The sequence below is a fragment of the Pseudoalteromonas sp. Z9A4 genome (assembly GCF_011378845.1).
GTDB classification, from domain to species: domain Bacteria; phylum Pseudomonadota; class Gammaproteobacteria; order Enterobacterales; family Alteromonadaceae; genus Pseudoalteromonas; species Pseudoalteromonas arctica.
This window is the reverse complement of sequence record NZ_WTLA01000026.1, coordinates 26,519-52,856: the sequence shown is the minus strand read 5'-3', so window position 1 is coordinate 52,856 and position 26,338 is coordinate 26,519. Positions and strand designations below refer to the sequence as shown.

Below are 26,338 nucleotides of genomic sequence, written 5' to 3'. Positions count from 1 at the left end.
TTATGCCTAAAGGGCTGCCGTTTGAGCTTAAATCGTACCTTGAACTTGTTGAGCTAACAGGGCGAATAATACGAGAGGATAAACGCGGGCATATTGATAATATGAATCTCCCTTTGTTAGAAAGGCTTAATATATCCCAGAAAACTGGTTAAAGCTCACTACGCAATTTACGCGCGTATTTCATGGTGCAGTAGGCAGACCCACTTCACAAGCAAGTTACTGTGAAAATTTAAAGCGGAAACGGCGATCAAATATTAGCAACTGCGAAAAGCTACTCGCATAATACTTAAGCTACTCAGTAAAACCATTCAGTAAACATTAAAACTGCAATTATGTAGTTATTATCATGCGTGTAATTCAGGTTTTAACGTGCTAATGACTTATTTAATGGATGAAATAAAAGTAACCCAATATTAAAAGATAAATTCTCAACCTAAAAGTGAATAGCCAGATTAAAAATAGAGTGGCTGTCTTGTTTAGTTAAAATAGGCTTGTTTGGTTACTCGTTAAGAGTGAATCCAAACACGGTAGTAAACCTCAACAACTCCTGAAAACAAAGCCTATTAGCATTATGGTTTGCCGTAATAGGAATCGTACTTATGTATTGATCACCAACTGAAAGGTATATTGATCAGTGTGTCCATTTAATTTATGTAATCAACGCCGTATCAGATGATAAAAGTAAACTAACAATACTTGGCTCAAAAGTTGAGACTATAAAAGAGCCTCTTCTAAATTTGATTACTGATGATTAGGACGGCCTGAAAGCGATAAAATCAAGTGCTTAAGTGATAGGGGTTTTCACTCAGAAATGGAGTAATTAAAATTGTCAGATAATAAATTTGAAAAAGAGTTTAGCGAAAATAGTTTTTGGGATAAAACTAAAAACTTTGCAAAGGTTGCAGGAGAAACAGTCCTAGAACCAGCACTAAAGCTATATTACTCAGCTCAAGATTCAGACACACCGACTTGGGCTAAAACTACAGTTTATGGGGGCCTTGGGTATTTTATTTCGCCAATAGACGCGATCCCTGATATTACACCTATCATAGGTTATTCTGATGATCTTGGTGTTTTAGTCGCAGCAATTGCGGCTGTAGCTGCTTATATTAAAAGTGAGCATGCGATAAAAGCAAAAGAAACATTAAAACAATGGTTTGGATAAATAAAACAAGCTGCTTAAACGGATTTTAAACAGTTGGCTGCGCTCTTGCCTAGCACATTGTAACCAACTATTTGTCATCGCTTAGTGAATAAACAAAACACTCATCAACCCATGGCTCGTTATAAGCTTGGTACTTATGTACATCGGCGATGCATCAAAAAATAGTGCTAATCAGGCAGCCTCAAAGCAAAGGTCGTTACAGGGTATATGAAGAGTCAGATATTGAGATTCTTGTATTAATTAAATAAGCTAAGCAGTTAGGGATAACATTGTCTAAACTTCAAGGCGTTATAGTTTATACCAATGGTAAGGTTGACTGGTTAAAAAAAATATTTTTAAAATAAATAAAACAGCTCGTATTGTGAACACAATGGATACTCCACCTTGGTATTATTCTTTATTTCAAGGGGCTCCAGCCATTAAACAGTTAAAGACATGTACACTAGTGTTTGTTGGTTTTCAAAAAGTAAAATGATTGGTTCAATTATAAACTCTACGGAAGAATCTAGAATATAATGGACTAATGATGTGTCAAAATTTGGGTTTACAGCTAATTAAAATTATAACAACACGCCCTGAGATGGACAGCAAGCATTTAAGCTCACTTTCCACCGCAAGTTTTAACAGTGGTGTTTTCTTACTTTTCAATGCCGTTAGGTAAGTTGATTCATCGTAGGGCGTATTTAGATTTAAACCCGACTTTACTTATTTAGTTCTTTTCTTATAATTTCAGCCCCAGCGCTCAAGGCATTTAGTTTACCTCTGGCTATATGTTGAGGTAGTGGAGCCATGCCGCAGTTTGTACACGGGTAAAGTTTATCGGCATCTACAAATTGCAGTGCTTTACGTAGCGTATTAGCTACTTCCTCTGGCGTTTCGATAGTATGGTTTGCTACATCAATTGCGCCTACCATTACTTTTTTACCGCGAATTAGTTCTAGTAAATCCATTGGCACATGCGAGTTATGGCACTCTAGTGAAATAATATCGATATTAGATTGCTGAAGCTTAGGGAATGCTTCTTCGTACTGTCGCCATTCGCTTCCTAGTGTTTTTTTCCAATCTGTATTGGCTTTAATGCCGTAGCCATAGCAAATGTGCACGGCGGTTTCGCATTTAAGCCCTTCAATTGCGCGCTCTAAACAGGCGATTCCCCAGTCGTTTACTTCATCAAAAAATACGTTAAACGCGGGCTCATCAAACTGGATGATATCAACGCCTGCGGCTTCTAGCTCTTTGGCTTCTTGATTAAGAATTATGGCAAATTCCCACGCTAGTTTTTCACGGCTTTTATAGTGGTCGTCGTAAAGCGTGTCGATCATGGTCATTGGGCCTGGCAATGCCCATTTTATTGGTTGCTTGGTTTGCTTGCGTAAAAATTTAGCGTCTTCAACAAACACAGACTTTTGACGGCTAACAGGGCCCACAACGGTGGGTACGCTTGCGTCGTATCGGTCTCTAATTTTTACTGTTTTACGTTTTTCAAAGTCAACACCATTTAGGTGCTCTATAAATGTAGTTACAAAATGCTGCCTTGTTTGCTCGCCATCGCTAACAATATCAATGCCTGCTTGTTGCTGGTCGAATAATGATAAGCGTAGGGCGTCGTGTTTGCCTTGGGTTAATTCATCACCTTGTAATTTCCAAGGTGACCAAAGTGTTTCTGGCTCTGCAAGCCATAAAGGCTTAGGTAAACTGCCAGCGGTAGATGTTGGTAATAATTTTTTCATAATAAATAATGCCGTATATTTTAGTTAATTATTAAACGTAGCGTTAAGCGCGTTATTTTTCGTTATTATTGGTTGTTGCTATTAGTTGTTATGACAGATAACTAGTAGAGAATTGCTCAAGAACTCTTTGGTACGGCTTGATAAAATGCTCTTGTGCAAACTTGCCTTGCTCATTCGCTAACTTGCCGCGCTCTTCTCGGTCATACACAATTTGCGTTAATGAATGATCCAAGTTTTTTAAGTTTGGTTTATATGATTTACCCGCTGTTGCGTTGGCATTATAAATCTCTGGTCTGTAGATTTTTTGAAACGTTTCCATCGTACTAATGGTGCTTATAAGCTCAAGATTGCTGTAATCATTAAGTAAGTCACCAAAGAAAAACAATGCTAAAGGCGCGGCGCTATTTAATGGCATAAAGTAACGTACCTGCAAGCCCATTTTTTTGAAGTATTGCTCAGTTAAAGACGATTCATTTGGCTCGTATTCAACGCCAAGTACCGGGTGTTGGTTTTCGGTGCGATTGTAGGTTTTGTTATCTGACACACTTAGGCATATAACCGGTGGTTTTTTAAAGTTTTGTTTGTATGTATCTGAATTTACAAATGACTGAAATAGCTTGCCATGTAAAACCCCAAAGTCATCAGGAATACTAAATTGAGACTTGCCCTTATTGTGCTCTTGTAGGAGTACGCTAAAGTCATAATCGCGTACATACGATGAAAAGTTGTTTCCTACAATGCCTTCAATGCGCTTATTAGTTTTATGATCAACAATATTTGTTTTTAATATTTCGATTGAGGGAAAGCTTTCACCGCCGTCTTCAATACCTATCTCAACAGAGACAATTTCAAGCTCAACAGCATAACGCTCACCTTTGGTGTTATCCCAATGGGCTAGGGCATTAAAACGGTTGTTGATCATGTTTAAGGCGTTACGCAAGTTTGCTTTGCGGTATTCACCTCTGGCTAAATTAGCAAAGTTTGTTGTGATACGCGTATTAGTTGATGGATGATAATTTTCGTCGAGTGAAACGCTCTTAATATTAAATGTAAAATCTTTTTTCATCGTGTTTATATCCAATTTTATAATTTAAACCTGATTGATGCTCTGCGCTTTATTAGCCTTGCAACTTACTGTGCTGGTTTTGTTGTCCAGTGGCTTTAAGTTGTTAGCTATAGTGTTTAGCGCTAAGGGATGAGTAATTTATACGTTGATTGGTATATGAAGAAAAACGGTTTAATTTCACATAAAACATGAGTCATATTCATTAATCATAATTGTTTGATGTGAGTTGGCGTAAATTAGCGGGGTAAAGGGGAGAAATGATATAAATATGGTACGGGTGTTTAGCCGTTTAGACTTCCTTTGTTTTAGCGTGCATTTTATTCATGTTGATCATGAGGAATATTCAGAGGGATTTTTATTTTTAAAACAGTGCATTAGATAAGTTTTTAGCATTTTAAATCGTTGTTTATAGTAAATGTCATGACTATTTAAGCTTAAGTTAGCTAATCTTAGCGAGGTAAACAGACTTCTTAATAACTGTATAGCAGCTTAGGTATTAATAAAGGCGCTATAAATCATATTAATAGCAATGCCAGTACGTTAAGTAAGTTATACTCATTTTTCATCACATCACCTATCGAGTATTCGTGGATATCAAAGGCACTTGTATTGCATCAGTTACTGATGAGCATGGCCCGGTTTATGTATATCAAACAAAAAAGAATCTTATTCTCAGCTTTGATGGAAAAATTTATCAAAGCTGTATCAAATTAGATAATATTAACGGGTTAAGCTTAGCTTATACGCAAGCTATGATGGCTGCGCTTTTTTTTATACCGCACTTAAAAACCGCGATGATAATGGGGCTTGGAGCGGGCTCTATAGCAAAAAGTCTTTATCATGCGTTTCCTGCACTGACTATTCATACCGTTGAATATCGTCAAGCCGTTGCCGATATGGCTATAAAATATTTTGAAGTTCCCGTGTCAGAACGTTTGTTTATTCATATTGATGATGCGGCAAACTACATGAAAAAAACGCAGATAAAAACGGATGTTATTTTTTCTGATTTATATAGCTCAGAAGGGATGGAATCAGATCAGGTGCAATCATCCTACTTACGTGATTGTAAAAACGCGCTCACTTTTGATGGTGTTTTAGTACTTAATATTTGCCATACCAAAGTTGGGCAAAGAGAAGCGTTTGATCAACTACTTGAGAAAGAATTTGCAGGAAAGATTCTTAGTTTTATTATTGAAGGCGGGAATAAAATTGTTTTTGCTTTTAACAATAAAATGCCTGTACTTAGTGAGGATGAATTACTTGCTAAGGCTCACACGTTACAAAAATCAATAAACGTACCAATGACGCGCTATGCCGAGCTTTTATTTAATCAAAAATGGTTAGTTTGATGTACTGTTAAATGGCGCGTTTAAATCCATCCGTCTATCTGTTGTTCATTTAAACTTGGTTAAACTAACCTTACTCTGAATAAAAATAATAAAGTACGTACCCGTACGGAAACACTCATACATGGATTACTGTAAAAATATAATAGCTAAATTTATAAGCGCGATGCAAAAGCGGCCTGGATTATTGGCTGTGATGTCATTTTTGTCGGGTGTTGCTAGCTTTGCACTGGTAGATAGAAAAGAGTCTTTTTCGCAATTTATTGCCATATTTTTGCTTGTTAGTTGGTTGTGGCTAATTATTGATAATTGGCTACGGGACAAAGTAGAAGAAAAGTTTGGTGTGGCGGTATCTCCTAATGTAATGCGTTTTGCTCTGCAAATGGTGCAACAAGAAAGCCTATTTTTTGCTTTGCCGTTTTTTTTAGCGGTTACGCAGTGGGATCATCCTCAAGCAGTTTTTACCTCCCTTATTGCTTTGTGTGCACTTATATCGGTAATCGACCCATTTTATTACAAAAAACTTGCCAGAAACCGCACGTTATTTACTGTTTTTCATAACTTTGCTTTATTCGTTGTTTTGCTTGTTACGCTGCCTATTTTATTAAATTTGACTACTAGCCAAAGTTTAGCCGCAGCTCTTGTAACGGCTGTAGTGGTTACTCTACCGAGTTTAAACAATTTAATGCCTAATGCACGCTGGTGGCGTTTTCCTATTCTTGTAGTGATTTTATGTGCCTTAAGCGCGTCTATTTGGCAATTAAGAAGCTACGTGCCGCCTGCAGCACTGCGATTAACCGATATTACGTTAGCTCATGAGGTTGATTTACAGCATAAAAAGCCTGTAGGGAGCATTAAGCAGTTAGATTCTTATACGCTACACCATCAAGGTTTATATAGTTGGACGGCTGTTAAAGCGCCAAGAGGTTTAAACGAAAAAATATTTCATGTATGGATACATAATAAAAAAGAGGTTGATCGAATTACGTTAAATATAAACGGTGGGCGAGAACTTGGTTATAGAGCATGGACTCACAAGGTAAACTTTCCTAAAGACTCTGTTGGTAAATGGCAAGTTAAAGTCATTACTGAGTCAGGACAACTAATAGGTTTAACGAAATTTACTGTTACACCTTAGTTAGCTTAATCGGCTGCAATTTAAATAACTAATTGATATAGTTTTTTCATAGCAAAGTAATGGATATAAATTATAAGTATTGCGTTTGAAATTTTTATTTGGCTAATAGTTGAAACGGGTTTGAGCTTTTTGTTTTACTCGACCGGGTGGCTGCTAGTAAAAGTGGTAACGTTTGGGCAGTATAAAAGCGAGTTTAAGGATTTTGCATCTTATAAAGCGAGTAAAGCTAGAAGAGTCGACTTAATCTTCTTACTCGGTTTTTGTTTTTACTTTGCACTCATTGCCGTTATGGCTTATTTGAGTCACTAAACTGGCTAACAAATTAGGTTAATTATTTTAAGAATAATAAGCAGCTTAATGAATTATTGCTGCTTATAGTTTTCCCCTTTACCGCACTTTTTTACACTTCCTACTTATACTTTCCTGTTTTTGCAATAGGGAACACCTCATCGCGAGTACTATAACTCTTATTTAAACTATTAAATTAAGTACCAGCTAGAGCATTGCTCGGTGCGTATATAGCTTTGGTTTGTTGGTTGAAATCCGAGCTAATTGCAACTTGTAGTTTATGGGTAATACTTAGTAAATACTTTAAAATCTAATAAATAAAACAATAAATGTGCATCCATTTATTGCGCTAATACGTTTTATAACAATACTATGCGCCACTTTTTACCATTTATGATGGTTTTGGACTTAATAAATGACTCACTATTTAAAATATGTATTTGTTATTACGACTCTAGCGGGAGTAAATACAGCTTACGCACAAGCAAAAACACAAGAGCACTATCAAGAGCTTGAAGTGGGTGTAGGCGGAAATATTAAGCATACTAATACTGACGTAAATTATAAAAATAAAGAGTTTGATTTACATATCCACCCATTATGGGAAAGCCGATATGTAACCGAAGGTCGAGATAACCTTGCCGGTAATGGTATTACATCAATTGCTACTGAGTTTAATTATAAAAACTTTGCGGTGATCCCTTGGGCGGCAAAAGGTATTAGTAGTGATTATTCAGAGCTTAATTTAAATGCTATTTATACCGCTCACTTATCTGAGCGGATAGAGATGTATGTAGGTTATAACTATATTAAAGCTCGTGAAGAAGGCATTGATGCTCACGATAATGAGCTAAGCCTCGACTTTGCGTATTTTTATGCAGACGATATTCAGTTGTTAAGTAGTGTTTATCATTCATTTGATGCCAGCGGTACATTTTTGGAGCTGGCAGTAAAAAAAGATTTTTATATTAACGATTTACTATCAGTAGATATTCAATCGGGCGTGGGGTTTAATGCGGGGTATGTTAATGATGGGCACAACGGAATTAACAACGTAAAGTTTACTGTAAACTTGTCGTATCAGCTTTTTAATCAGTTAGCCTTATACACATATACAAGCTATAGCATTGCAGTTAATAAAGATGAAAAACGCTTTGTAGGTGACGAGACACTTCGAAATATATTTTGGGGTGGTGTAGGGCTAAGTTATCAATACTAGGGCGTGCTTTTTCAAGGTTGAGTTTGAAGCAGTGTGTTTTACTTTTAGGCAGTTCAGAGCCTACTGGGTAAAACTCTTGCTGCATGATTAAATCGATCTTAGGATCAAATAGTAACACACGATAAAATATGTTTAACGGCCAGGTTGTTGCTAAATTTCAGTTTTAAATTTAATTATTATTATGTTTTGAATCAATAAACAATGCGTATGTGTAATACACAATAACTAAAAATGTTAGTGTTTAGCTATCGTTCAAATACAGTTGAGAATTACATATGAAGTTTTTAGTATTTTTAGGCACAGTACGCGATAGTACACCACCAAAGCCTGCTCGCTTAGGTTTAAGGGTTTCTAGTGCTTGTATAGAATGCTTAACAGAGCATTTTGGCGACCATGAGTTTGAGCTAATTGATACGTTGGATTTTCCTAGCGAAAACGTATTTAAACCGCATTTTGCATACGCTAAAAGTAATGCACCTACAGAGCTCACTCTTTTAGCTGATAAAATTAAAGCCGCAGATGGTTATATAATGATTAGCCCTGAGTACAATCACAGCATGAGTCCAGCCCTCGCTGACTTACTTAATCATTTTGGTAGCTCACTATTTTCGTATAAACCAAGTGCAATAGTAACTTACTCAGCAGGGCAGTGGGGTGGCGTAAGAGCGGCCATTAGTATGCGCACGTTTTTATCTGAACTTGGCTGTTTGCCGGTATCGGCGATGATCCACGTGCCAAAAGCGCAAGATGTGTTTAGTGAGGATGGCAAACCTGTTGCAGGAGAGAGTCAATCATCGTGGTTTAATTATTTCTCACGCACGTTTAGCCAACTAATATGGTGGGCGCAGGCTGCTAAAGAGCATACCGAGGTGGTTGACCCGCAAAGTTTGCTAAAAAGCTTTAAAACAGATCCTTCTCAGCGCAATGCACCTTAATACCCGCTAACTAATTGTTTGGATTGATTATAGAAACATGGCTGCATATAGTGGTATCATTAACGCTACATATTTTTAATAATGCATAATACCAATCCGCAATAATACTTAATCAATTTAAGAGATTAAATCGCTAACGGCATTAAAAATTTTGATATAGAACAACTCAATAACGAAATTTTTGCTGTGTTCTCAACACGGTTTTCTTGCCTCAAAATAGATTACTGAATTATGCGAATTGGTGTAAGAAACAAGGAAATTGTGTCTTGAAATATCTAGCCTTACTAAGTGTGCTAACGCTTAGTGCATGTAGTTCTGTTCCCCATAAAATTGAAATGAGCCAAAGTACGGCTGCAAATATGAACCTTATCGCTTTAACTGAGCAAAGTGCACCTAAGGGTGTTGCTGGCACTTACCAGTTTCATATTAAAGCGGCGGGAGCTCAGGGTAATTGGTTGTATTTAAATACAGAAACTGATTATCGCGACAGGCGTTCAATTACGGTATCAATACAGCCTAATGTGGTAGCCGAGCTTCAAAGTAAATACGGACAACCAGCAGACACCTTTTTTATTGATAAAACAATAGAAGTAACAGGCGAAGCTAAACGAGTAACTATCGATTTTATGAGCCGTGGTAGAGTCACCAATAAATATTATTATCAAACGCACATAGATGTGTCATCAATTAAGCAGCTTCGTGTTATAGAAAGTTAGTAAAAACAATGCACTGTATTTATATACAGTGCATTGTAAAAAGCTTACTTTGAGCTTTAACGTCTCCAATTAAATTTACTGTTCTGGCGCTATTTTAGCGCTGTTTTATTCAACGATTTCAATACTCCTATTTAACCTATTGTAATCTCATTACATAAAACTAATAATTAGTTAGTTTTATAAATTTGAGTACCTGTATTGAAAGCCAAAGAAATCCGCAATTTTTATATCAACGAAGAGCAATCTGTTTATTTGCTTTCGCACCGCGATGCTAAAAAACACCGCCAGTGGCTTAATATTTGTATTAAGCAGTTAACACTGCTGGGCTACAAAAACGTTGAAATGATTGGCTCGGGTGCTTTTGGTTTTGTATTTGCAGGTGATGACGATAACGGCTTACCTTGGGTATTTAAGTTTTCGCGTATTACACTTGCCCAAAGTGTACGTGACCGCCTAGAAGACGAAGCGTATATGCTTTCGCAAATTAATAACCCCTTAGTGCCTACCTTTTATGCATTTGAGCGAATTAAAAAACAAGGGATTTTAATGATGGCTCGCGCCATTGGAGAGGACCTTGAAAAAGTATCGCTTAAAACAGGGCGCTTTAGTGCCGCGCAAATAATGGCACTAGCTGTTAGGTTACGTAATGTATTAATTGATTTACGCAGTCACAAAAACGGCATTAGCCCACAACCTATAGTGCATGGCGATATAAAGCCTTCAAACCTTGTTTGGGATGCAAACACTGATGCGCTGTCGTTAGTGGATTGGGGAAGCTCTGTGTATGCACAGCTCGATAGTGATGGTAACCCTGTTGCCAGTAACTTTATGGATTTAATGTCGGGCGATTTAAGCACAACGAATGCTCGTATGGGCGATGTGTACTTTATTGGTGAAGCGCAAATGTCGGGGGAGCAATCATCCCCACGATTTGACGAACAAGGTGTAGCCGCCACGCTGTATGCGTTAGCGTCGGCGCAGTCGTGTCGCTTTGGTGCGCAAGCCATCCCTGCAAGCAGCTTAGGGCTCCCAAAAGAACTGGCTAAAGTTATTGATGGCATGCTATCTAAAAGTAAGGCACAACGTGATGGTGCCGGTGATTACTTTATGCGTAACATTACAACTATGGCTAAAGCGTATTTACCTGAGCTTGATAAAAAACAAAAAAAAGCAGATATCCCTTTTTGGTATGGCAAGGCAGAGCAACCCGACACGGTGGTATATAGTTCACGAAAACAGTTTTTACGCCAGGCCGATCATAATCAGCAATTACTAGATATAAACGACGCGCAACTTGACCGTTATTATAAAGAGTTTTTGTTTGATACAGGCGATAACGAAAAAGCATTTTTAGCATCAATAAGCCGATTAGCTAAGTACCCTGTTGTTGGTGGGCTTAGTTTTCATTGGAAGGATGAGTCGATGTTTGTTGAATCGTCTTTAATTATGCATGACGAATCATTGGGTGATGCGTTTAGTGATGCGATTAATAACACGGTGATGCTTGCGCAAGCGATTAATCAAAAAGGGTTATTCAAGTGTTGTTTGTTTGATGCCCGTAAAACCATTCAACTAGAGCGAGATGGCACGGGTGCATTTAAGTTTGATAGCCTACCAGAGCTTGAATACGAAGTTGTAAGCATGAAGGCAAACGACATAACCCGCCCGCATTCATACTTTGAAGACGGTAAAGACCCTGATGAGCAACTACAGCTACCTAAAAAAGTTATTAAGTGCGTATTTGAGCTTAACCAAATTCATCATACGGGGTGTATTATTTTTGAAGCACTGCCTGACAGAATGAAAATTCACCATTACTACCGCTTACTCGATTCGAGCAAAGAGGTTGAGTTTAAACGTTTGCTAAATAAACTTATGCAATACGCGGTAAATATTACGGACGTTGGTGTCGCGGGCTTTATGAAACTCCCATATAAAAACACCCGTGAGTTTAGTTTATGTGAGCAGCAAGAAGAGCATTACTTTCCTAAAAATCCTAAGCTTGTATCTTTATAGAAAGTACTTAAATTAAGAGTGCTGAATGAAAAGACAAAGATAAAAAAAGAGCATAAGTTTGTTTAACTTGTACTCTTTGCCACTTAATTATTAGGTAAGTATTACTAATTATTAAAACACCTTACTAAAAGGCGATGTTAATGTTAGCTCAAATTGATGAGTAAGTTTTTGCGTTTTATTAGTCGCTGTAATTTGATATTGCTGCTTGTGCTCATTGTTACTAAATAGCTTAACGTTAAAGTTAACTTTGGTTAATTTACTCGCAAGAGAGTAGCGACCAGTAATGGTTACTTGGTCTATATTGTCGCTTTTATGTGTATGCGACGCTTCTGGGTTTAGCAAAAGTCCGTCAATAGTAAATTTATACTGATGATCCGCTAAATAAACGTTCTTTTTAACTCGCTTACTTATTTGTTTTTTATGAGCATTAAACTCAACTATTGATACTTTGCCATCCTTATCTTCATCAACCCCTTTAAAAGCCGACATAGGGATTGAAAGCACAATAAACACGTTATTATCAACAAAATTCAGCGTACCGTGATCTGCAACCATTAAATGCGCGTTTGCTAAGGTTGGTGTACTCAGTAAGCACAAGGTGGTCATACTCAGTAGACCTCTTTTTATATAAGGCATAGCTTACTCCTAACTAAACTTCGCCTTTAACACAGCGTTGAAAAAACGGGTAAGTGTCTGTTGCGTAGTAGTGGTATATCCCATCAGGAAACTCAGGCGTTACACCAACGCGGCCATTACATTCATCTAAATCACCAGAGCCTGCTACGTATTCCCAATCTTGTGCAAATGTACCTAATGGGTATATATCGGTAGAAGGGCGGTTTGCGCTTACGGTTGTTACGCGTTGATAGCTACCGGTCATTGCGGTTAGGACTGAAGTTGCATCACTTGAGTCTGAATAGCCGTAACGTGCATAAATAGGAAAGCCATCTGCTGCCCAACCTATTAGAGTCATAGTGGTGCTATTGCCACCTCGCATTGCTACAAAGCCTTCAGGCATACCATGATAATGATATGTACCATCGGGTTGTACGTGTGCATTGTTGTCGTCTGTTCCAAAACTAAACGTGTCTTGGCTTAGGGCTTCTATATTCCAGTTGCCGCTATTGTCGCCTAAATCGCAATCGGTTCCAGAATCATCACAACTTCCGCCTGTACCAGCGTCTATTTTAATGCCATTAAGTACAACGCCTATCATTCCACGAGGACCACCAAGTATGGTTGCTTGTGTTGTTTCTATAGGCTCAAGTGTGTAGCTTTCATTTACTGATTGCTCAGAAATAGTATTTGGGTTATCAGCATTAGGGAATGTGCCTACTTCGTGATCGGGTATGCCATTAGCTACTAAGTCGCGTGTAGTTCCTGTGCATGACCAATCTGCAGCGCTGGTGGCTTGTACTGACTCTGACTCGTTATATTCACTGTAGCTATATTCACAAAGTACACTTTGGGTTGAAATGCTGGTACCTGTGCCATTATCTGTGGTGGTTTGTGATGAGCTTTCTGTAGTTTCTGAGCTATCAGCTATGCCTTCTCCACCTCCACATGCAACTAACGATGAAACAATTAAAGCAAGAGAAGTGAGCTTTAAAGCATTTATCCTATTTCGATTTTTATTATTAAGTGCGTATTGTTTCATTGCTGCCTACCTGATCAATTAAGTTACTCAAACAATAATCAGCAATTGTGCAAATAGTGTGTAAACAATGATGACAAATTAGCAATTATGTAAATAGGCGGAGTATTAAAGCTAAGTTGAGATTTAACTTTATGAGATTGTGTTTTATTTTAAAATTTCAAAAAGTTAAACTAATGCCAAAATAGCTAACATAAAAGGCTACCTTAATGGCTAAAACAAAACCTGTAGTGACGTTACAAAGTCACGGTATTTACTCTAAGTGGGATAGTGAAAGTAAAGCGTTGCCACAAATAGAGCAATTTACAACAAATGTAATAGCTGAGGTAGATATTGAGTTTGGCTTAATCGTAAATATCAAAAAAGGTAAAGGCGAAAAGCTTCATTATTGTATTTACCATCCTGATATTCCAAGTAGTAACGGTGATGTGATGGACCCTTTTGAAGGCGATGTATACGTTAAAAACAGTGATTGGAACTTTTATTTAGGCGATACACTTTGGCTGCCAATAGAAAATAAATTGGGTGATTGGCGAATGACGATTGAACTAAATGGAAAAATCATTGCTGATAAAACTTTTAATGTGGCATTAGAGGCAGAGCGCACTGAAACAGATTTTTGGAAAAACCGAGGGTACTAATTGTTATTTATTGGCTATGTGACGCGGATATAATTGAAGTTAATGAGAAAATAGTCGAAGAGCTATTTATAAACAGCTCTTCAACCTTAAATTAATAAGTTTTTAGTTACCCCAAGGGTTACTAGAATTAGAACGCTGTTTACGATCGCGAGCACGTTGCTTAGATTCTTTTTTCTCTACAATACGTTTAGCATCAACAAAACTAAGTTCACACGGCTCACCAGGTTTATGATCAGCGGGGATAACGCGATCTCGTGGCGGTAATTCGTATTGCACATCATCAGGCTTAGGTAAGTTTTTAAGACGATAAAGGTAAAAGTTATCTACTTTTTCTTGTGCCCATTGTGTTTTACGTAAAAATTTAACCGCAGACTTAACATCAGGATTATTTTTAAAGCAGTTAAGTTGTAAATAAGCGTGTAGGAGTTCCCACCCGTATTGTTCAACCAGCTCTTCAACCACTTGTTCTAATTTTACGCCTTGCAGTGGGTTATTACTGAAAAGTTCTTGGTTGCTCATAGGTGTTGCCTCATTATTAAAATACAAATTGCATTATAAGTTTTATCTATAAGTTTTGATACTCTAAAATCTACACATACAATGAATTGAAAGATAAAATTTACACGTGTTTAAATAATCGGTAATATTAAAAAGCTTTATAAAATACGGCAAGATGCCAATTTATAGTATTAAAGATTAAGGAATATTACGAAATGGGACTTTTTAATAAGATCAAAACTCAAGCAAGCACTATTGGCTCAAATATTAGTGACTCTACATCAAAACTAAGTAGTGATATTGCTACTTCAGCAAAAGAAAACGCAAAACTTTCATCGATTCGTTCAGAAATCACTTCAATTGAAGGTCAGCTTAATATTGGTTACAAAGATATTGGTAAAAAATATGTTGAGAACCTTTTAGCTAACCAAGGTGAAAATGTTGAAGTTGCTTTACAAGAGCCTTTATCAAGAATAGAGCCTCTTTTAGAGAAAAAGATTGAGCTTGAAGATGAAGCCATTGAAATCGAAAAGAAAATAAAAGATCAAATTATAATTCAAGAAAAAGCAATTTTTCAAAAAGAATATGATCAAGAAAAAGAGAAGTTAGAAAAAGCAGTAAAACTTGATGTTTTATCTAAAGAAGAAATGGAAGAAAAGTTAGCTAAAGCACGTTTAAAACTAGATAACTTTGACAACATTCGCAAGCTTAAAAAGCAAGAAGAAATGGGTTTGATTACTAAAACAGAATTAGCTGAAAAATTAGCTGCATTCGGTGCCTAGTTAAACGTTTAAGCCACATATTACTATGTGGCTTATTATTTAATTAACTTTGGCAATTAACTACAACACGACCACGAATTTTACCTTCCATAAGTTGCTCTGCGTTATCGATTACGTGTTCGAGTGATATTTCTGTCGAAATTTTATCTAAATAATCAGCGCTTACTAATTTAGCTAAACGATCCCATGCTTCAATTCTGTCGGCTTTAGGGCGCATTACGCTATCAATTCCTATAAGAGATACACCACGTAATATAAAGGGTGCCACCGATGCTGGTAAATCCATACCTTGTGCAAGTCCGCAGGCGGTTACTACGCCACCATATTTTAATGATGCACAAATATTGGCAAGTGTATGGCTACCTACTGAATCTATTGCCGCTGCAAATCGCTCTTTTTGCAAAGGCTTACCCGGGTTTGAAAGCTCATTTCGGTCAATTATTTGTGAAGCGCCTAACTCTTTTAAATACTCACTTTGATCTAATCGACCCGTTGCCGCTGTTACGTTAAACCCAAGTTGGTTTAGTAAATAAATAGCAAAGCTGCCTACGCCACCATTAGCACCAGTTACCAGTATTTCGCCAGATTCAGGCGTAATACCTTGTTTTTGAAGTGCTATAACACTTAGCATGGCGGTATAACCCGCAGTGCCTATTTGCATTGCTTGTTTTGGTGAAATACCTGAAGGCAAGGGGATTAACCAATCGCTATTAAGTGCTGCTTTTTGAGCAAGCCCGCCCCAATGTTTTTCACCTACACCAAAGCCATTTAATATTACGTTATCGCCGTTTTTAAATTCATCGCTGGTGGATTTTGTAACCGTACCCACTAAATCAATACCTGGCACCATAGGAAAACTGCGTACAACGGGGCCTTTGCCAGTAATTGCTAAACCATCTTTATAGTTAAGTGTGCTGTATAGCACGTCGATAGATACGTTTTCGTTTGGTAAATCACTATTTTCGATAGTTGATAATGAAGCGCTATAGTTATTATCTTCTTTATTAATAACAATGGCTTTAATTGGGTTACTCATGGGATATCCTTTTAGACCGATCGTCTTTTAATTGGTAAATAAAAACGCATTAGGTTAATAATGCGCGTAAAAACATTTCTGTATACAAAGTAAGTGGAGTATTTGATTTTGTGAGCTTGGCGCGCATAACAGCACCTTCCCAGCCAATCCAAAAGTACTCACTCATCAATTTTGTATTTACATGGCTTGCAATAGTGCCTTGTTGCTTAGCTTGGTTTAAGCAAACCTCTACATGGTTTTGCCAAGCGGTGTAGCTTTGCATTAATCTGGTTTTAAACTCATCACTTAAATGATTAAGCTCTTGATTTAAGTTACCGACTAAACAGCCACGTTTGTAATCGTATTTTTTCATCCCTTTAATTGCGCTTTGAGTAAAATTAACGATTCGCTCAAGTGGGGGGACATCTTCTTGCTGTAGGTAATGGGTAAGCTTGGCAATAAAATAACTGTCGTATGCATCAACTAACGCAATACCGTAGGCTTCTTTACTTTTAAAGTAATGATAAAAAGAGCCTTTAGGTACAGCCGCTTTTTTTAAAATAGTATCGAGCCCCGTGGCGCTAAAACCAAATTCAGTTAGGGTTTCTAGGCCCGTGCGAATAAGTAACGCTTTTGTATCGGCGTTTTCTCTGGCTATTTTAGGTGGGCGACCACGGCGTATTGGTGTTGATGTGTTTTTGTTCATGAACTCATATTAGACCGATCGACTTTAAATAATCAAGTATAAATTTAAATTGTTTAAAAATAGTTCAAATTTAGGGGCGGGCTACTAATTTAAGATTAATGAAATAAAAGTGTCACGATTACATTTTTGTTTGGAACTTAGTCAATATTCATAGGTTGGATCTTAAGGAATAAAACTTGAAAACATGCTCTGAATTTGATCTGATAGTAATCGCCAAACCACTATCTATCCCAAAAGCAGAGCATGAATAAACATAATACTGAGTTAAACAAAATAACGAAAGTGCTTAACGATTTTAATATTAACGAAATAGGTAAAACAAGCCGTTTTTGTAGCTGTAAACGAATAATAAAACCTTTCGAATTAGTCATGTCGTTAATAACGGCTCTAGGCGATAAATCGGTAAACACCGTGACAGATTTACATCGCTATTTTGTGAAGTTGACGGAAACTGATGTTCAATATAAACCGTTTCACAATCAACTGAGTAAGCCTGAATTCAGCCTATTGATGAAATCACTGGTCGATGTGGCGTTAAATGAATGGCAGCAACAAATACTCGGTACAGACGCCACTCTTTCTGACTTTAAACGCATAGTAATGCAAGGTGGAAGTTCGTTCGCAGTGCACGATAGTTTAAAAGATACCTTTAAAGGTCGCTTTACTAAAATAAGTCCTGCGGCAATAGAGGTTCATGTGAGTTGGGATGTGCTTCAAGGTTATCCCGAAGAAATCTCAGTGAGTCCTGATAGCCAAGCTGAATATGATTTTTTACCTGATGCTAAATCGTTAGTCGACACCTTGTTTTTAGCGGATAGAGGTTATTTTAAGTTATCGTATCTTGAATCAATTGATACAGCAGGAGGCTTTTATGTTGTCAGGGCTAAAACCACGGTTAATCCAACCGTAGTAGCTGCTTTTAATCGTCACGGTAACGCGTTTAAACGGTTTTCACAGAAGAAGCAAAAGGACGTTAAAAAGCATATTCGTCGTAGTGTTATTGTCGATATGGATGTGGAAGGTAAAACGAATTATCGATTGATTGCGAGCTGGCCTAAAGGAAAAAGTGAGCCTACTTATTGGGCAACGAACTTAAATCGAGAAAAATTTAGCGCTGAAGCGGTAATAAAGCTCTACAGTCTCAGATGGCAAATAGAGTTACTGTTTAAAGAATGGAAGTCTTATTGCAACCTTCAGAAATTTAACACCAGAAAAGCGAGCATGATGGAAGGCTTGGTGTGGGCAAGTTTATTGACGTTGTTAGTAAAGAGGCGAATAGGCATGAGTGTTCAACAACTTGCCGGTATTGAGCTATCAACATTTATGGTAGCAAAAAACACCCAAGGTTGGTTTTATCAATTAATGGAGTCGATAACACAAGGCGTGATATCGACACTGAATAAAGCATGGCAAAAAACTATCAGTTTTTTGTCAAAATATGCACGAAGAGCGAACCCAAAAAGAGATAAAGAAAAAGGACGATTAAAATGCGGCCTGAATCCAATTCTCTCTTAATGTCTAACCTATGAGTCAATATTAGTCGGTCACAATTAAAGCACACAAGTGCTTTTTAGCGATTATTAAATCGCCAATTTGTTATTACGAACCGGTCAAATTAAATGTTGTATGACCACTTACTTTTTTAAATGTTAATTCATTTTTGCATCAGCAGCTTAGTTAAAGTCAAACAATTTAATTGCTTTTACAATTTGAATTTTACATTTTTATTAACTATTCATTAAATGTAGATTTCACTAATGCTACACAATATATAAATAAAAAGGTGAGGATATTACCGATGAAGAGACAGAAAAGAGATCGTTTAGAAAGAGCTCATTCTCAAGGTTTTAAAGCAGGTTTAGCAGGTCGCTCAAAAGAGCTATGCCCTTATCAACAAGTAGATCCAAAATCAGAGTGGTTAGGAGGTTGGCGTGAAGCGATTGAAAATCGCAACATGTACAAAACCTAAAATCAATAATCGAATTTAAGCAAAAAGGCCTCCACATTGGAGGCCTTTTTGTTTGTGCGTTTAAAAATTAAAATGCACTAGTGTCTTGGAACAAGCCCACTTTTAAATCTTTTGCTTCGTAGATTACTCGGCCATCTACTTCTACAGTGCCATCGGCAACGCCCATAAACAATTTACGTTTAATTACGCGTTTCATTACAAGACGGTAAGTTACTTTTTTATTAGTTGGTAAAATTTGGCCAGTAAATTTAACTTCACCCACACCTAGCGCACGACCAAGACCAGGGCCACCAGACCAACCTAAGTAAAAGCCAACTAGTTGCCACATAGCATCTAATCCTAAACAACCTGGCATTACTGGGTCGCCTTTAAAATGGCAATCGAAAAACCACAGGCTAGGGTCAATATCAAGCTCAGCAACAATTTCGCCTTTACCATGAATTCCGCCATCAGCAGTAATAGAGGTAATGCGGTCCATCATTAACATGTTGTCACTTGGTAAACGGCAGTTGCCTTCACCAAACATTTCACCTTGACCACACAGGATCAAATCTTCTTTTGTATAGCTATTTTTAGGTTCCATAACACTTATCTTCGCTTAGAAATAGCCAAGTACTTTAGCGTACACTTGTACGCTAAACAACTCGGAGCAGTTAAAAAATCAAAATATTGCATATTAAATCATCAATCAATCAACACGATTGGTTTTTGCACTATAAAACCGCGCAATTACAATCAGAAATCATTATAATTAACGCTGTCTTATAACCAGTCTAAAGGAAGTTTATGATCCTTTTTGTTAACTCACTAACTGTGATTGATTTTTCTTACTTATGTAACAAACGCGGCGCCGTTGGCGAGAGCTGGATTGTTGATTTAACTTTGCACGGTAAACTTAACGAAGAGTCTATGGTTTTAGACTTTGGTTTAGTTAAAAAGCAAATTAAAGGCATTATAGATGAGTGTATTGATCACCGTTTAGCAATTCCTACAGGCCTTAATGGCACTGTATCTGAATTTAACGAGCATAAAACACTCGACTGTACATTTGGTGAAAACAACCACTTAGCTATGAGTGCTCCTCATCAAGCTTATTGCATGATTAACGCAGACGAAGTAACGGTTGAATCGGTTACTGAATTTTTAATTGCGACTATTTTACCGAAGCTACCAGATAACATTGAAAAAATTGAGTTGTCTCTTAAGCCTGAGCACAGCCAAAGCTTTTACTATCATTACAGCCATGGCCTTAAAAAGCATGACGGTAATTGCCAACGTATTATTCATGGGCATCGTTCTCAAATTGGTATTAGCCTAGATGGCATCTCTATGCCGCGCTTGCAAAAAGAATGGTCTCAAAAGTGGGAAGATATTTACTTAGCCACCAGTGAAGATCAAATTAACGCACCTGATTTAAAACACATAACAGCCAAAGCGGGTGATGTATGTTTTGCTTATACGTCGGCACAAGGCTATTTTGAAATGGCTATTAGCGAATCCCGTTGCGACATTTTACCAGTAGATACCACTGTAGAATGTATTGCTGAACATGTAGCTGGCCAAATTAAAGCTCAATATCCAGAAAAAGCAGTGAAAGTGACCGCTTATGAAGGTGTTGGAAAAGGATCGATTAGTTATGTTTAAAACATTTTTAGCAACAGCGCTTGTTGCCTCTGCTAGCTTTAGTGCTATGGCGCTTGAGTTAAAAGGGCATTTAACACAAGGCGGTTTAGTTACTGGAAAGCTAGAAAACGCTAAATCAGTAAGCTTAGATGGTAAAAGCTTAAAACTTTCGCCAAATGGTGACTTTGTATTTGGTTTTGGGCGTGACGCTGAAACGACTCATACTTTAAAATGGGTAGATAACACGGGTAAATCGCATTCTCAGCCGCTAGCCATAACTAAGCGTGAATATGAAATTGATAAAATTACCGGCGTGGCTAAGAAGTATGTTTCACCGGCAAAAGAAGTCAGTGCACGTATAAGCCGCGAAGCAGTTGCTGTTCGTAAAGCGAGAGAAGTAGACTCTGATTTACTGTACTTTTTAGACCCTGTGTTAAAGCCTGCAGAAGGGCGTATATCGGGTGTTTACGGCAGTCAGCGCTATTTTAATGGTGAGCCTCGTCGTCCGCACTTTGGCTTAGACATTGCTAATAAAACAGGTTCTCCTGTTTACGCGCCAATTAGTGGTACCGTGGTATTTTCTGAACCTGATTTATACTACTCAGGTGGTACATTAATTATTGATCATGGCCATGGTATTACCTCAACTTACATTCATTTAAGTAAGCTTGATGTAAAAGTGGGTGACAAAATTAAGCAAGGTAACAAAGTGGCTGAAATTGGTGCAACAGGGCGTGTAACGGGTCCTCACCTAGATTGGCGTTTTAACTGGAAAGGCGAACGCCTTGATCCTGCATTACTAATGCAAGATACATTAGCAAACAAAAAGTAGAGATTATGACTGACGTAAATCGCGATGCAATAATTGCTCAGCGTATTGAAGACTCAACCACATCGGTAACTAAGACCGTGTTTCCTGGGCGTACTAATCATCACAATACTTTATTTGGTGGTGATGCACTGGCGTGGATGGATGAAGTGGCATTTATAGCAGCGACTCGTTTTTGCCGTAAGCCTTTGGTAACTATATCTTCAGATAGAGTCGACTTTAAAGAGGCCATACCAGCAGGTACTTTTGCAGAGTTAATAGCTAAAGTAGTGCATGTAGGTAACACCAGCTTAAAAGTTGACGTAGATATATTATTAGAAACTATGCACAGAGATGATAAGCACTCTGCCATTAGTGGTAGCTTTACGTTTGTTGCAGTCGATGATAACCACAGACCGACTCCGGTAGTATGCGACAAAATGATTTATGGTTTTGATTAATTTAAAGCTTTAAATATGCGGTAAAGTAAATTTATATAAGCACCTTAATTGGTGCTTATATAGAAAACCATAAAGAACACATCATACTAAATATTTATTAAATGTAATCTCAACACCTCAGTTAATATTTACTAATAAACTAATCAAAATAAAAGAGAAATTGATAGGGATAAGAATTGTTAGAAGCAAAAAAGGTATGCTTTTAACATACCTTTTTGGTTATCTTCAGCTTTTAATTAAATTTACGAATACTTATATGCATACATACTACTTAAAGCACCATTGCTGCAATCCAGCCAAATATCAGCAGTGGAATGTTAAAGTGAATAAATGTTGGAATAACAGAGTCTCTAATATGGTCGTGCTGGCCATCGGCATTTAAACCTGATGTTGGGCCAAGTGTTGAGTCTGAAGCAGGGGAGCCTGCATCACCTAAAGCGCCTGCAGTACCAACAAGTGCAGCGGTAGCCATAACAGAAAACCCGAGGTCTAAACACAAAGGAACAAACAAAGTTGCAATAATAGGCACTGTTGAAAACGAGCTACCAATACCCATTGTTATTAATAACCCGACTAACAAAATAACACCAGCCGCCAAAGGTTTATTACCATCAAAAAGGGCGGCTGCGCTGTGTACTAAGCTCGCTACGTCCCCAGTGGCCTGCATAACTGATGCAAAGCCTTGTGCCGATATCATAATAAAGCCAATCATCGCCATCATCGCAACGCCTTTACTAAATACGTCGCCGTTTTCTTCCCACTTAACTACACCAAATACACTAAATATCATTACACCCACTAAACCGCCTAAAATCATTGAGCCACTTAGGTTTTGTGCAACAAGTGAGGCAAGTACCGCACATAGCCCTACAATCATTACTTTTTTAGGATTTTCTACCTCAGCCGATTTACTCACAGTTGTTAATGGCTGCTCTGTGTATTCGCGACGTTTTTTGTAGGTAATAAATACCGCAATAAGTAATCCAATAAACATACCTAATGCAGGAATTATCATCGCCATAGGGACTTGTGTATTTACAATATCTAAGCCGTTATCGACTAAATTTTTATGCAAAATAGAATACAAGTAAATACCACCAAAACCATAAGGCAGCACCATATAAGAGGTTGCTAATCCAAATGTTAAAATACACGCTATAGCACGCCTGTCTAACCTTAATTGATTAAAAACAACGAGTAACGGTGGGATTAAAATAGGAATAAACGCTATGTGTACAGGTACTAAGTTTTGCGAAGAAATCGCACAACCTAAAATAATTAATAAAATGAAGTAACTTAAAAACGTTTCATTACCGCTGCCTTTAGCATTTACTTTAATAAGTAACTTATCAGCGAGAATGCGTGTTAAACCCGACTTAGAAATAGCAACGGCAAATGCACCAAGCATGGCATAACTTAGTGCAATTTCAGCTCCGGCAGAAAGGCCAGAATTAAATGCATCAACACTTTCTTTTATACCCAAGCCTGCGGTTAAACCAGCAACTAAAGCACTTATGATCATGGCAACAATGACGTTAACGCGAGCCAGAGATAGCCCGAGCATTAAAATAACGCCTATAACAACAGCATTCATAGTATTCTCTATTTGGAAATTTTAATTAATTTTATCAGATCTTTAGCCTGAGTTTTACGCTCTTTCGTAAAAGGTTTTTTACCATAGCGTATTTGGTTAAATAACTGACTAAATGTGGTTATAGATTGTGCAGAACGAGGGAATTTGTCAGCAAAAAAATGTAACTGCTGACTAGGCGTTAAATTATCAGGTATATTTACTTTTTGTTTTTGTGCCCATGCTTTTACTTCATAAAACTCTTTTACCATAGGTGCTAGTTTAGCCGGGCGTTTTGGTAAGTTTAAATAAACAAAATAACCTACAAAACAAAAGCCAGCTGTTAATAAAACCATTAATGGTACAAGCCAAATATTTTTACTACCAAAAATTGATTTTAAAAAATCATTTTGTTTTTCTTCGTCAAAACCAAGTACCCAGCTAGACCATTGATAATCGAGATTTTCAAGTTCCAACCTTAACCAATTAATAGCGGGAAAATTACTTAAACTCACTAAACCAAAATCAAGATTACTTTTAAATTCATCATTCAGCTCTTCGTTTTGCGAAAGTGAGCCATTTAATCGCTCCGGTGCGACAACAGCGGTTGCATCAAAAATAACCCAACCTTCGTTTTGTAAATATACTTCCACCCACGCATGCGCATCGTACTGGCGAACTGTTAGCGTATTATTATCTTGGTTTAATTCACCGCCTAAATAACCACTTACTAATCGAGCGGGTATACCTGCGGTTCTAAAAATGTACGCAGCGGCGCTTGCATAATGACCACAAAATCCACGTTGGTTTTCAAATAAAAATTGGTCAATCGTGTTATCGCCGCTCATAGGAGTGGGTGTTAATGTATAAGTAAATCCCGTACCTGCAAAGTATCGTAATAAGCTATTGTAAAAATCGCGGTCAGAGTGTGTATTTTGCTTTAAGTTTTTAGCAAGTGATGATGTTTTTACATTCTTTTTATAAGCGAGGTATTTGTAGCGTTTTTCTTCAAATTCGCCAAGCGGTAAAGCTGTGAAGTTAAAGCTATTTACATCGTATTGTAAGTTTTTAGCTTGGCGACTTTTTTTACGCAATAAACCTAGCGAATTACCTTCAACATTTTGTGAGTTACTATTGGAGTAGGCTAAACCATAGATCCATTTTTGTGTAGCAGGCTCTGTAATAACTGAGTAGCTTGCAATAAGTTGCTCATCATTTTCGCTCTGCGTATTTGTTTTTACATTATTATATTTTAAAAAGTCAGACGTAAGCCACGCATTACCATTAAACTCATCATGGACTATTGCTCGCCAATAATAAGGCGCTACAGGTTTTTCTTCGTTAAATTTAGCTCTAAACACAAGCTCGTCAGAATTTGAAAGCTTTGCAATATCGAAAGGATCGACTTGTTCAGAAAGCCCTGTTTTTGCAAGCTTAGGCCCGGGAAGCTGCCAAAAGGCGGGCATTTTTGGTAAAAAAAGCAGTAAAAAGACAGCTAAAGGAAGCGCTAAAAGTAGTAATTTACCACTTTGCTTAGAGGCTATTTTTAAATTATGTTTGGATTCGAGTAAGCCAAGTACTGCAAAGTTTAATATGTATAAACCACTCACAGCTAAAGTCGTTAAGATGCTTTGGTTAAATAAATACACTGATGAGAGTGAAAAAAACGTAAGCGTTGTAATTACATGATAGTGTTTTTTGGTTTTAGCCTGCAGCAGCTTAAATAAACTAGCAAGTAGCAGCATGGCCACAAATAAAATAACCGTATCCGACATGCCTATTGTGTAGAGCATTAAACCTAATGACACACCTGCGAGTATGTTTGCCAGCCAAGCATTTGGCTTTGGTTTATTACTCAGCGTTATGTAAAAGTTCCATGCACAAATGAGTGTAAGTACACCAACAAAAACAAGCGGTAAATGTGGTACAAAAAATACAATTAAACATGAATATATAAAAGACAGTGAATAATTTATTACTTTTTCGTTTTTAATTATATCCATTACTCACCACCATTAAATGAGCACAATAACGCTAAACACTGCTGCTTATGTTGCTGTCCGGTATTTGTATTTATTGTTTTACTCGGTAGTTTTAACATAAAAGGGGTGTTTTTTTCGGTTGCTTCACACACTAAAAAGCATAACTGGCTTAAACGTTGTTCTGTATCCCCATTCATTAACGTAAAATCGAAGAGCGCATTCGCTGTTTTAAAGTCTACAAACTCTTTTACTAACAACTGCTGTGTTTTTGCGTAATGCTTCCACGATACTCTTTGCAAGCCCATCTCTGGTAAATGTGGGATTAACGACTCAAACTCTTCGCTACCAGATTGTGTAGAAATACCTTTATCGGCTTGCTCATCAAGCACAGAAACATGCGCATCACTGTGTACTTGTTCAAGCGACGGGTATACAAAAACACCTGTTTGTAATTGAATGTAGCTCCAAACAGTTATTAAGCCAAAGGGGTAGTTACTCGCTATTTTAATACGTTGCACTGAGTACTTACCGCGTGAGCTGTAGGGTAAGTTGAGTGTAAGTAACTGAGGTTTACTATCAACTTCGTCGGTATGTTTGTGAGTTTGCTCACTACCTTGATATGTTAAATTAATAGATTGGGTTACTGAAGGGCTTTGTAATTCAAATACAATACTCGGTTTTTGAGGTGCGTAGCTGTTAAATGCATCTTTAAATTTAACCGTTAAGCCTTTAGCGTTACTGTAGCCCATTAATACAGCAATAATCATCACCACAAACATAAGATAAGACATTATCAAAATTAAATTATTTTGATAATTAATGCCCATTACAAAGTTTAAAATAGCCACAATTACAAAGTACCAACCAAGGGATGATGGCAATACATAAATTGTTCTGTGTTCAAGTGTAATTGAGTTTTTTAAATGTTTATTTTTTAATAACTTATTAAATACACTTTGCTTAAATGACTTAAATAAAGAAGGGTGCTTAGCTGTTTTTTTTGGCAT

Annotated in this window: 25 protein-coding genes and 1 pseudogene; 15 read left to right on the top strand and 11 right to left on the bottom strand. The window is 37.3% G+C overall.

The window, feature by feature from the left end:
- Together GQR54_RS16160 and GQR54_RS16155 are read left to right on the top strand one after the other, a co-directional pair.
- Positions 1-283, top strand: a pseudogene (locus GQR54_RS16160) (transposase); the annotation flags it as partial.
- 543 nt (positions 284-826) lie between these two features.
- Positions 827-1,165 (top strand): YkvA family protein, encoded by a 339-nt coding sequence (locus tag GQR54_RS16155; RefSeq protein WP_024608283.1) that lies wholly within the window; start codon positions 827-829, stop codon positions 1,163-1,165.
- Positions 1,166-1,866: 701 nt separating this feature from the next.
- Here GQR54_RS16155 and GQR54_RS16150 read toward each other — a convergent pair.
- The gene (locus GQR54_RS16150; RefSeq protein WP_166378957.1) at positions 1,867-2,895 is read right to left on the bottom strand and encodes a methionine synthase; all 1,029 of its coding nucleotides are present in this window, start codon (positions 2,893-2,895) and stop codon (positions 1,867-1,869) included.
- An 88-nt stretch (positions 2,896-2,983) separates the two neighbouring features.
- Positions 2,984-3,961, bottom strand: a complete 978-nt coding sequence (locus GQR54_RS16145) for a DUF1852 domain-containing protein (protein WP_166378955.1) — start codon at positions 3,959-3,961, stop codon at positions 2,984-2,986.
- A 587-nt stretch (positions 3,962-4,548) separates the two neighbouring features.
- On the opposite strand from GQR54_RS16145, the gene GQR54_RS16140 reads away from it, so the two are divergent.
- The 6 genes from GQR54_RS16140 to GQR54_RS16115 all read left to right on the top strand — a co-directional run bounded on the left by GQR54_RS16140 (position 4,549) and on the right by GQR54_RS16115 (position 11,622).
- A complete protein-coding gene (locus tag GQR54_RS16140; RefSeq protein ID WP_166378953.1) occupies positions 4,549-5,313 on the top strand; it encodes an ATP-binding protein in 765 nt (254 codons plus the stop codon).
- Between the two features lie 121 nt (positions 5,314-5,434).
- The gene (locus tag GQR54_RS16135) at positions 5,435-6,448 is read left to right on the top strand and encodes a DUF5924 family protein (protein ID WP_166378951.1); all 1,014 of its coding nucleotides are present in this window, start codon (positions 5,435-5,437) and stop codon (positions 6,446-6,448) included.
- Positions 6,449-7,151: 703 nt separating this feature from the next.
- Positions 7,152-7,955 (top strand): hypothetical protein, encoded by an 804-nt coding sequence (locus tag GQR54_RS16130; RefSeq protein WP_166378949.1) that lies wholly within the window; start codon positions 7,152-7,154, stop codon positions 7,953-7,955.
- A 275-nt stretch (positions 7,956-8,230) separates the two neighbouring features.
- Complete coding sequence (locus GQR54_RS16125; RefSeq protein WP_166378947.1) at positions 8,231-8,890, top strand: NAD(P)H-dependent oxidoreductase; 660 nt, start codon at positions 8,231-8,233, stop codon at positions 8,888-8,890.
- Positions 8,891-9,156: 266 nt separating this feature from the next.
- Positions 9,157-9,606, top strand: a complete 450-nt coding sequence (locus tag GQR54_RS16120; RefSeq protein ID WP_166378945.1) for a hypothetical protein — start codon at positions 9,157-9,159, stop codon at positions 9,604-9,606.
- Between the two features lie 198 nt (positions 9,607-9,804).
- Positions 9,805-11,622: a serine/threonine protein kinase gene (locus tag GQR54_RS16115; protein WP_166378943.1), complete on the top strand. Its 1,818-nt coding sequence runs from the start codon at positions 9,805-9,807 to the stop codon at positions 11,620-11,622.
- 111 nt (positions 11,623-11,733) lie between these two features.
- Here the strand turns inward: GQR54_RS16115 and GQR54_RS16110 are convergent, their stop codons facing one another.
- Positions 11,734-12,258 carry a hypothetical protein gene (locus GQR54_RS16110; RefSeq protein WP_166378941.1) on the bottom strand — a complete coding sequence of 175 codons (525 nt, stop codon included), beginning with the start codon at positions 12,256-12,258 and terminating at the stop codon, positions 11,734-11,736.
- 13 nt (positions 12,259-12,271) lie between these two features.
- Complete coding sequence (locus tag GQR54_RS16105) at positions 12,272-13,279, bottom strand: YHYH protein (protein ID WP_166378939.1); 1,008 nt, start codon at positions 13,277-13,279, stop codon at positions 12,272-12,274.
- A gap of 206 nt (positions 13,280-13,485) precedes the next feature.
- Between GQR54_RS16105 and GQR54_RS16100 the strand changes: the two genes are divergently transcribed.
- The gene (locus tag GQR54_RS16100; RefSeq protein WP_166378937.1) at positions 13,486-13,917 is read left to right on the top strand and encodes a DUF3859 domain-containing protein; all 432 of its coding nucleotides are present in this window, start codon (positions 13,486-13,488) and stop codon (positions 13,915-13,917) included.
- Positions 13,918-14,019: 102 nt separating this feature from the next.
- On the opposite strand, the gene GQR54_RS16095 is transcribed toward GQR54_RS16100, so the two are convergent.
- Positions 14,020-14,436 (bottom strand): VF530 family protein, encoded by a 417-nt coding sequence (locus tag GQR54_RS16095; RefSeq protein WP_007582761.1) that lies wholly within the window; start codon positions 14,434-14,436, stop codon positions 14,020-14,022.
- Between the two features lie 194 nt (positions 14,437-14,630).
- Between GQR54_RS16095 and GQR54_RS16090 the strand changes: the two genes are divergently transcribed.
- A complete protein-coding gene (locus GQR54_RS16090; RefSeq protein ID WP_007582760.1) occupies positions 14,631-15,197 on the top strand; it encodes a hypothetical protein in 567 nt (188 codons plus the stop codon).
- A 43-nt stretch (positions 15,198-15,240) separates the two neighbouring features.
- Here GQR54_RS16090 and GQR54_RS16085 read toward each other — a convergent pair whose 3' ends face one another.
- Together GQR54_RS16085 and GQR54_RS16080 are read right to left on the bottom strand one after the other, a co-directional pair.
- Positions 15,241-16,233, bottom strand: coding sequence for an MDR family oxidoreductase (locus tag GQR54_RS16085; RefSeq protein WP_166378935.1), 993 nt, complete (start codon positions 16,231-16,233; stop codon positions 15,241-15,243).
- Positions 16,234-16,282: 49 nt separating this feature from the next.
- The gene (locus tag GQR54_RS16080; RefSeq protein WP_007582758.1) at positions 16,283-16,918 is read right to left on the bottom strand and encodes a TetR/AcrR family transcriptional regulator; all 636 of its coding nucleotides are present in this window, start codon (positions 16,916-16,918) and stop codon (positions 16,283-16,285) included.
- Between the two features lie 243 nt (positions 16,919-17,161).
- On the opposite strand from GQR54_RS16080, the gene GQR54_RS16075 reads away from it, so the two are divergent.
- Together GQR54_RS16075 and rmf are read left to right on the top strand one after the other, a co-directional pair.
- Entirely contained in the window at positions 17,162-18,433 is a 1,272-nt protein-coding gene (locus GQR54_RS16075; protein ID WP_166378933.1) for an IS4 family transposase, read from the top strand.
- 283 nt (positions 18,434-18,716) lie between these two features.
- Complete coding sequence (gene rmf, locus GQR54_RS16070) at positions 18,717-18,887, top strand: ribosome modulation factor (protein ID WP_002960897.1); 171 nt, start codon at positions 18,717-18,719, stop codon at positions 18,885-18,887.
- 67 nt (positions 18,888-18,954) lie between these two features.
- Here the strand turns inward: rmf and fabA are convergent, their stop codons facing one another.
- The gene (gene fabA / locus GQR54_RS16065) at positions 18,955-19,470 is read right to left on the bottom strand and encodes a bifunctional 3-hydroxydecanoyl-ACP dehydratase/trans-2-decenoyl-ACP isomerase (protein WP_007582756.1); all 516 of its coding nucleotides are present in this window, start codon (positions 19,468-19,470) and stop codon (positions 18,955-18,957) included.
- Between the two features lie 203 nt (positions 19,471-19,673).
- Between fabA and GQR54_RS16060 the strand changes: the two genes are divergently transcribed.
- The 3 genes from GQR54_RS16060 to GQR54_RS16050 are packed head-to-tail and all read left to right on the top strand — an operon-like array spanning position 19,674 to position 21,779.
- Entirely contained in the window at positions 19,674-20,531 is an 858-nt protein-coding gene (locus GQR54_RS16060; protein WP_166378931.1) for a 6-carboxytetrahydropterin synthase, read from the top strand.
- Positions 20,524-21,342, top strand: a complete 819-nt coding sequence (locus tag GQR54_RS16055; protein ID WP_166378929.1) for a M23 family metallopeptidase — start codon at positions 20,524-20,526, stop codon at positions 21,340-21,342. Before GQR54_RS16060 ends, GQR54_RS16055 begins: the two co-directional genes overlap by 8 nt.
- A 5-nt stretch (positions 21,343-21,347) precedes the next feature.
- Positions 21,348-21,779: an acyl-CoA thioesterase gene (locus GQR54_RS16050; protein WP_007582749.1), complete on the top strand. Its 432-nt coding sequence runs from the start codon at positions 21,348-21,350 to the stop codon at positions 21,777-21,779.
- A 271-nt stretch (positions 21,780-22,050) separates the two neighbouring features.
- Here GQR54_RS16050 and GQR54_RS16045 read toward each other — a convergent pair whose 3' ends face one another.
- From GQR54_RS16045 to GQR54_RS16035, 3 genes are read right to left on the bottom strand one after another with little or no spacing between them, the layout of a single operon-like run.
- The gene (locus GQR54_RS16045; RefSeq protein ID WP_166378927.1) at positions 22,051-23,373 is read right to left on the bottom strand and encodes a Na+/H+ antiporter family protein; all 1,323 of its coding nucleotides are present in this window, start codon (positions 23,371-23,373) and stop codon (positions 22,051-22,053) included.
- Between the two features lie 8 nt (positions 23,374-23,381).
- Positions 23,382-25,352, bottom strand: a complete 1,971-nt coding sequence (locus GQR54_RS16040) for a DUF3488 and transglutaminase-like domain-containing protein (RefSeq protein ID WP_166378925.1) — start codon at positions 25,350-25,352, stop codon at positions 23,382-23,384.
- Positions 25,352-26,338, bottom strand: coding sequence for a DUF58 domain-containing protein (locus GQR54_RS16035; protein WP_166378923.1), 987 nt, complete (start codon positions 26,336-26,338; stop codon positions 25,352-25,354). The genes GQR54_RS16040 and GQR54_RS16035 overlap by 1 nt, the downstream gene beginning before the upstream one ends.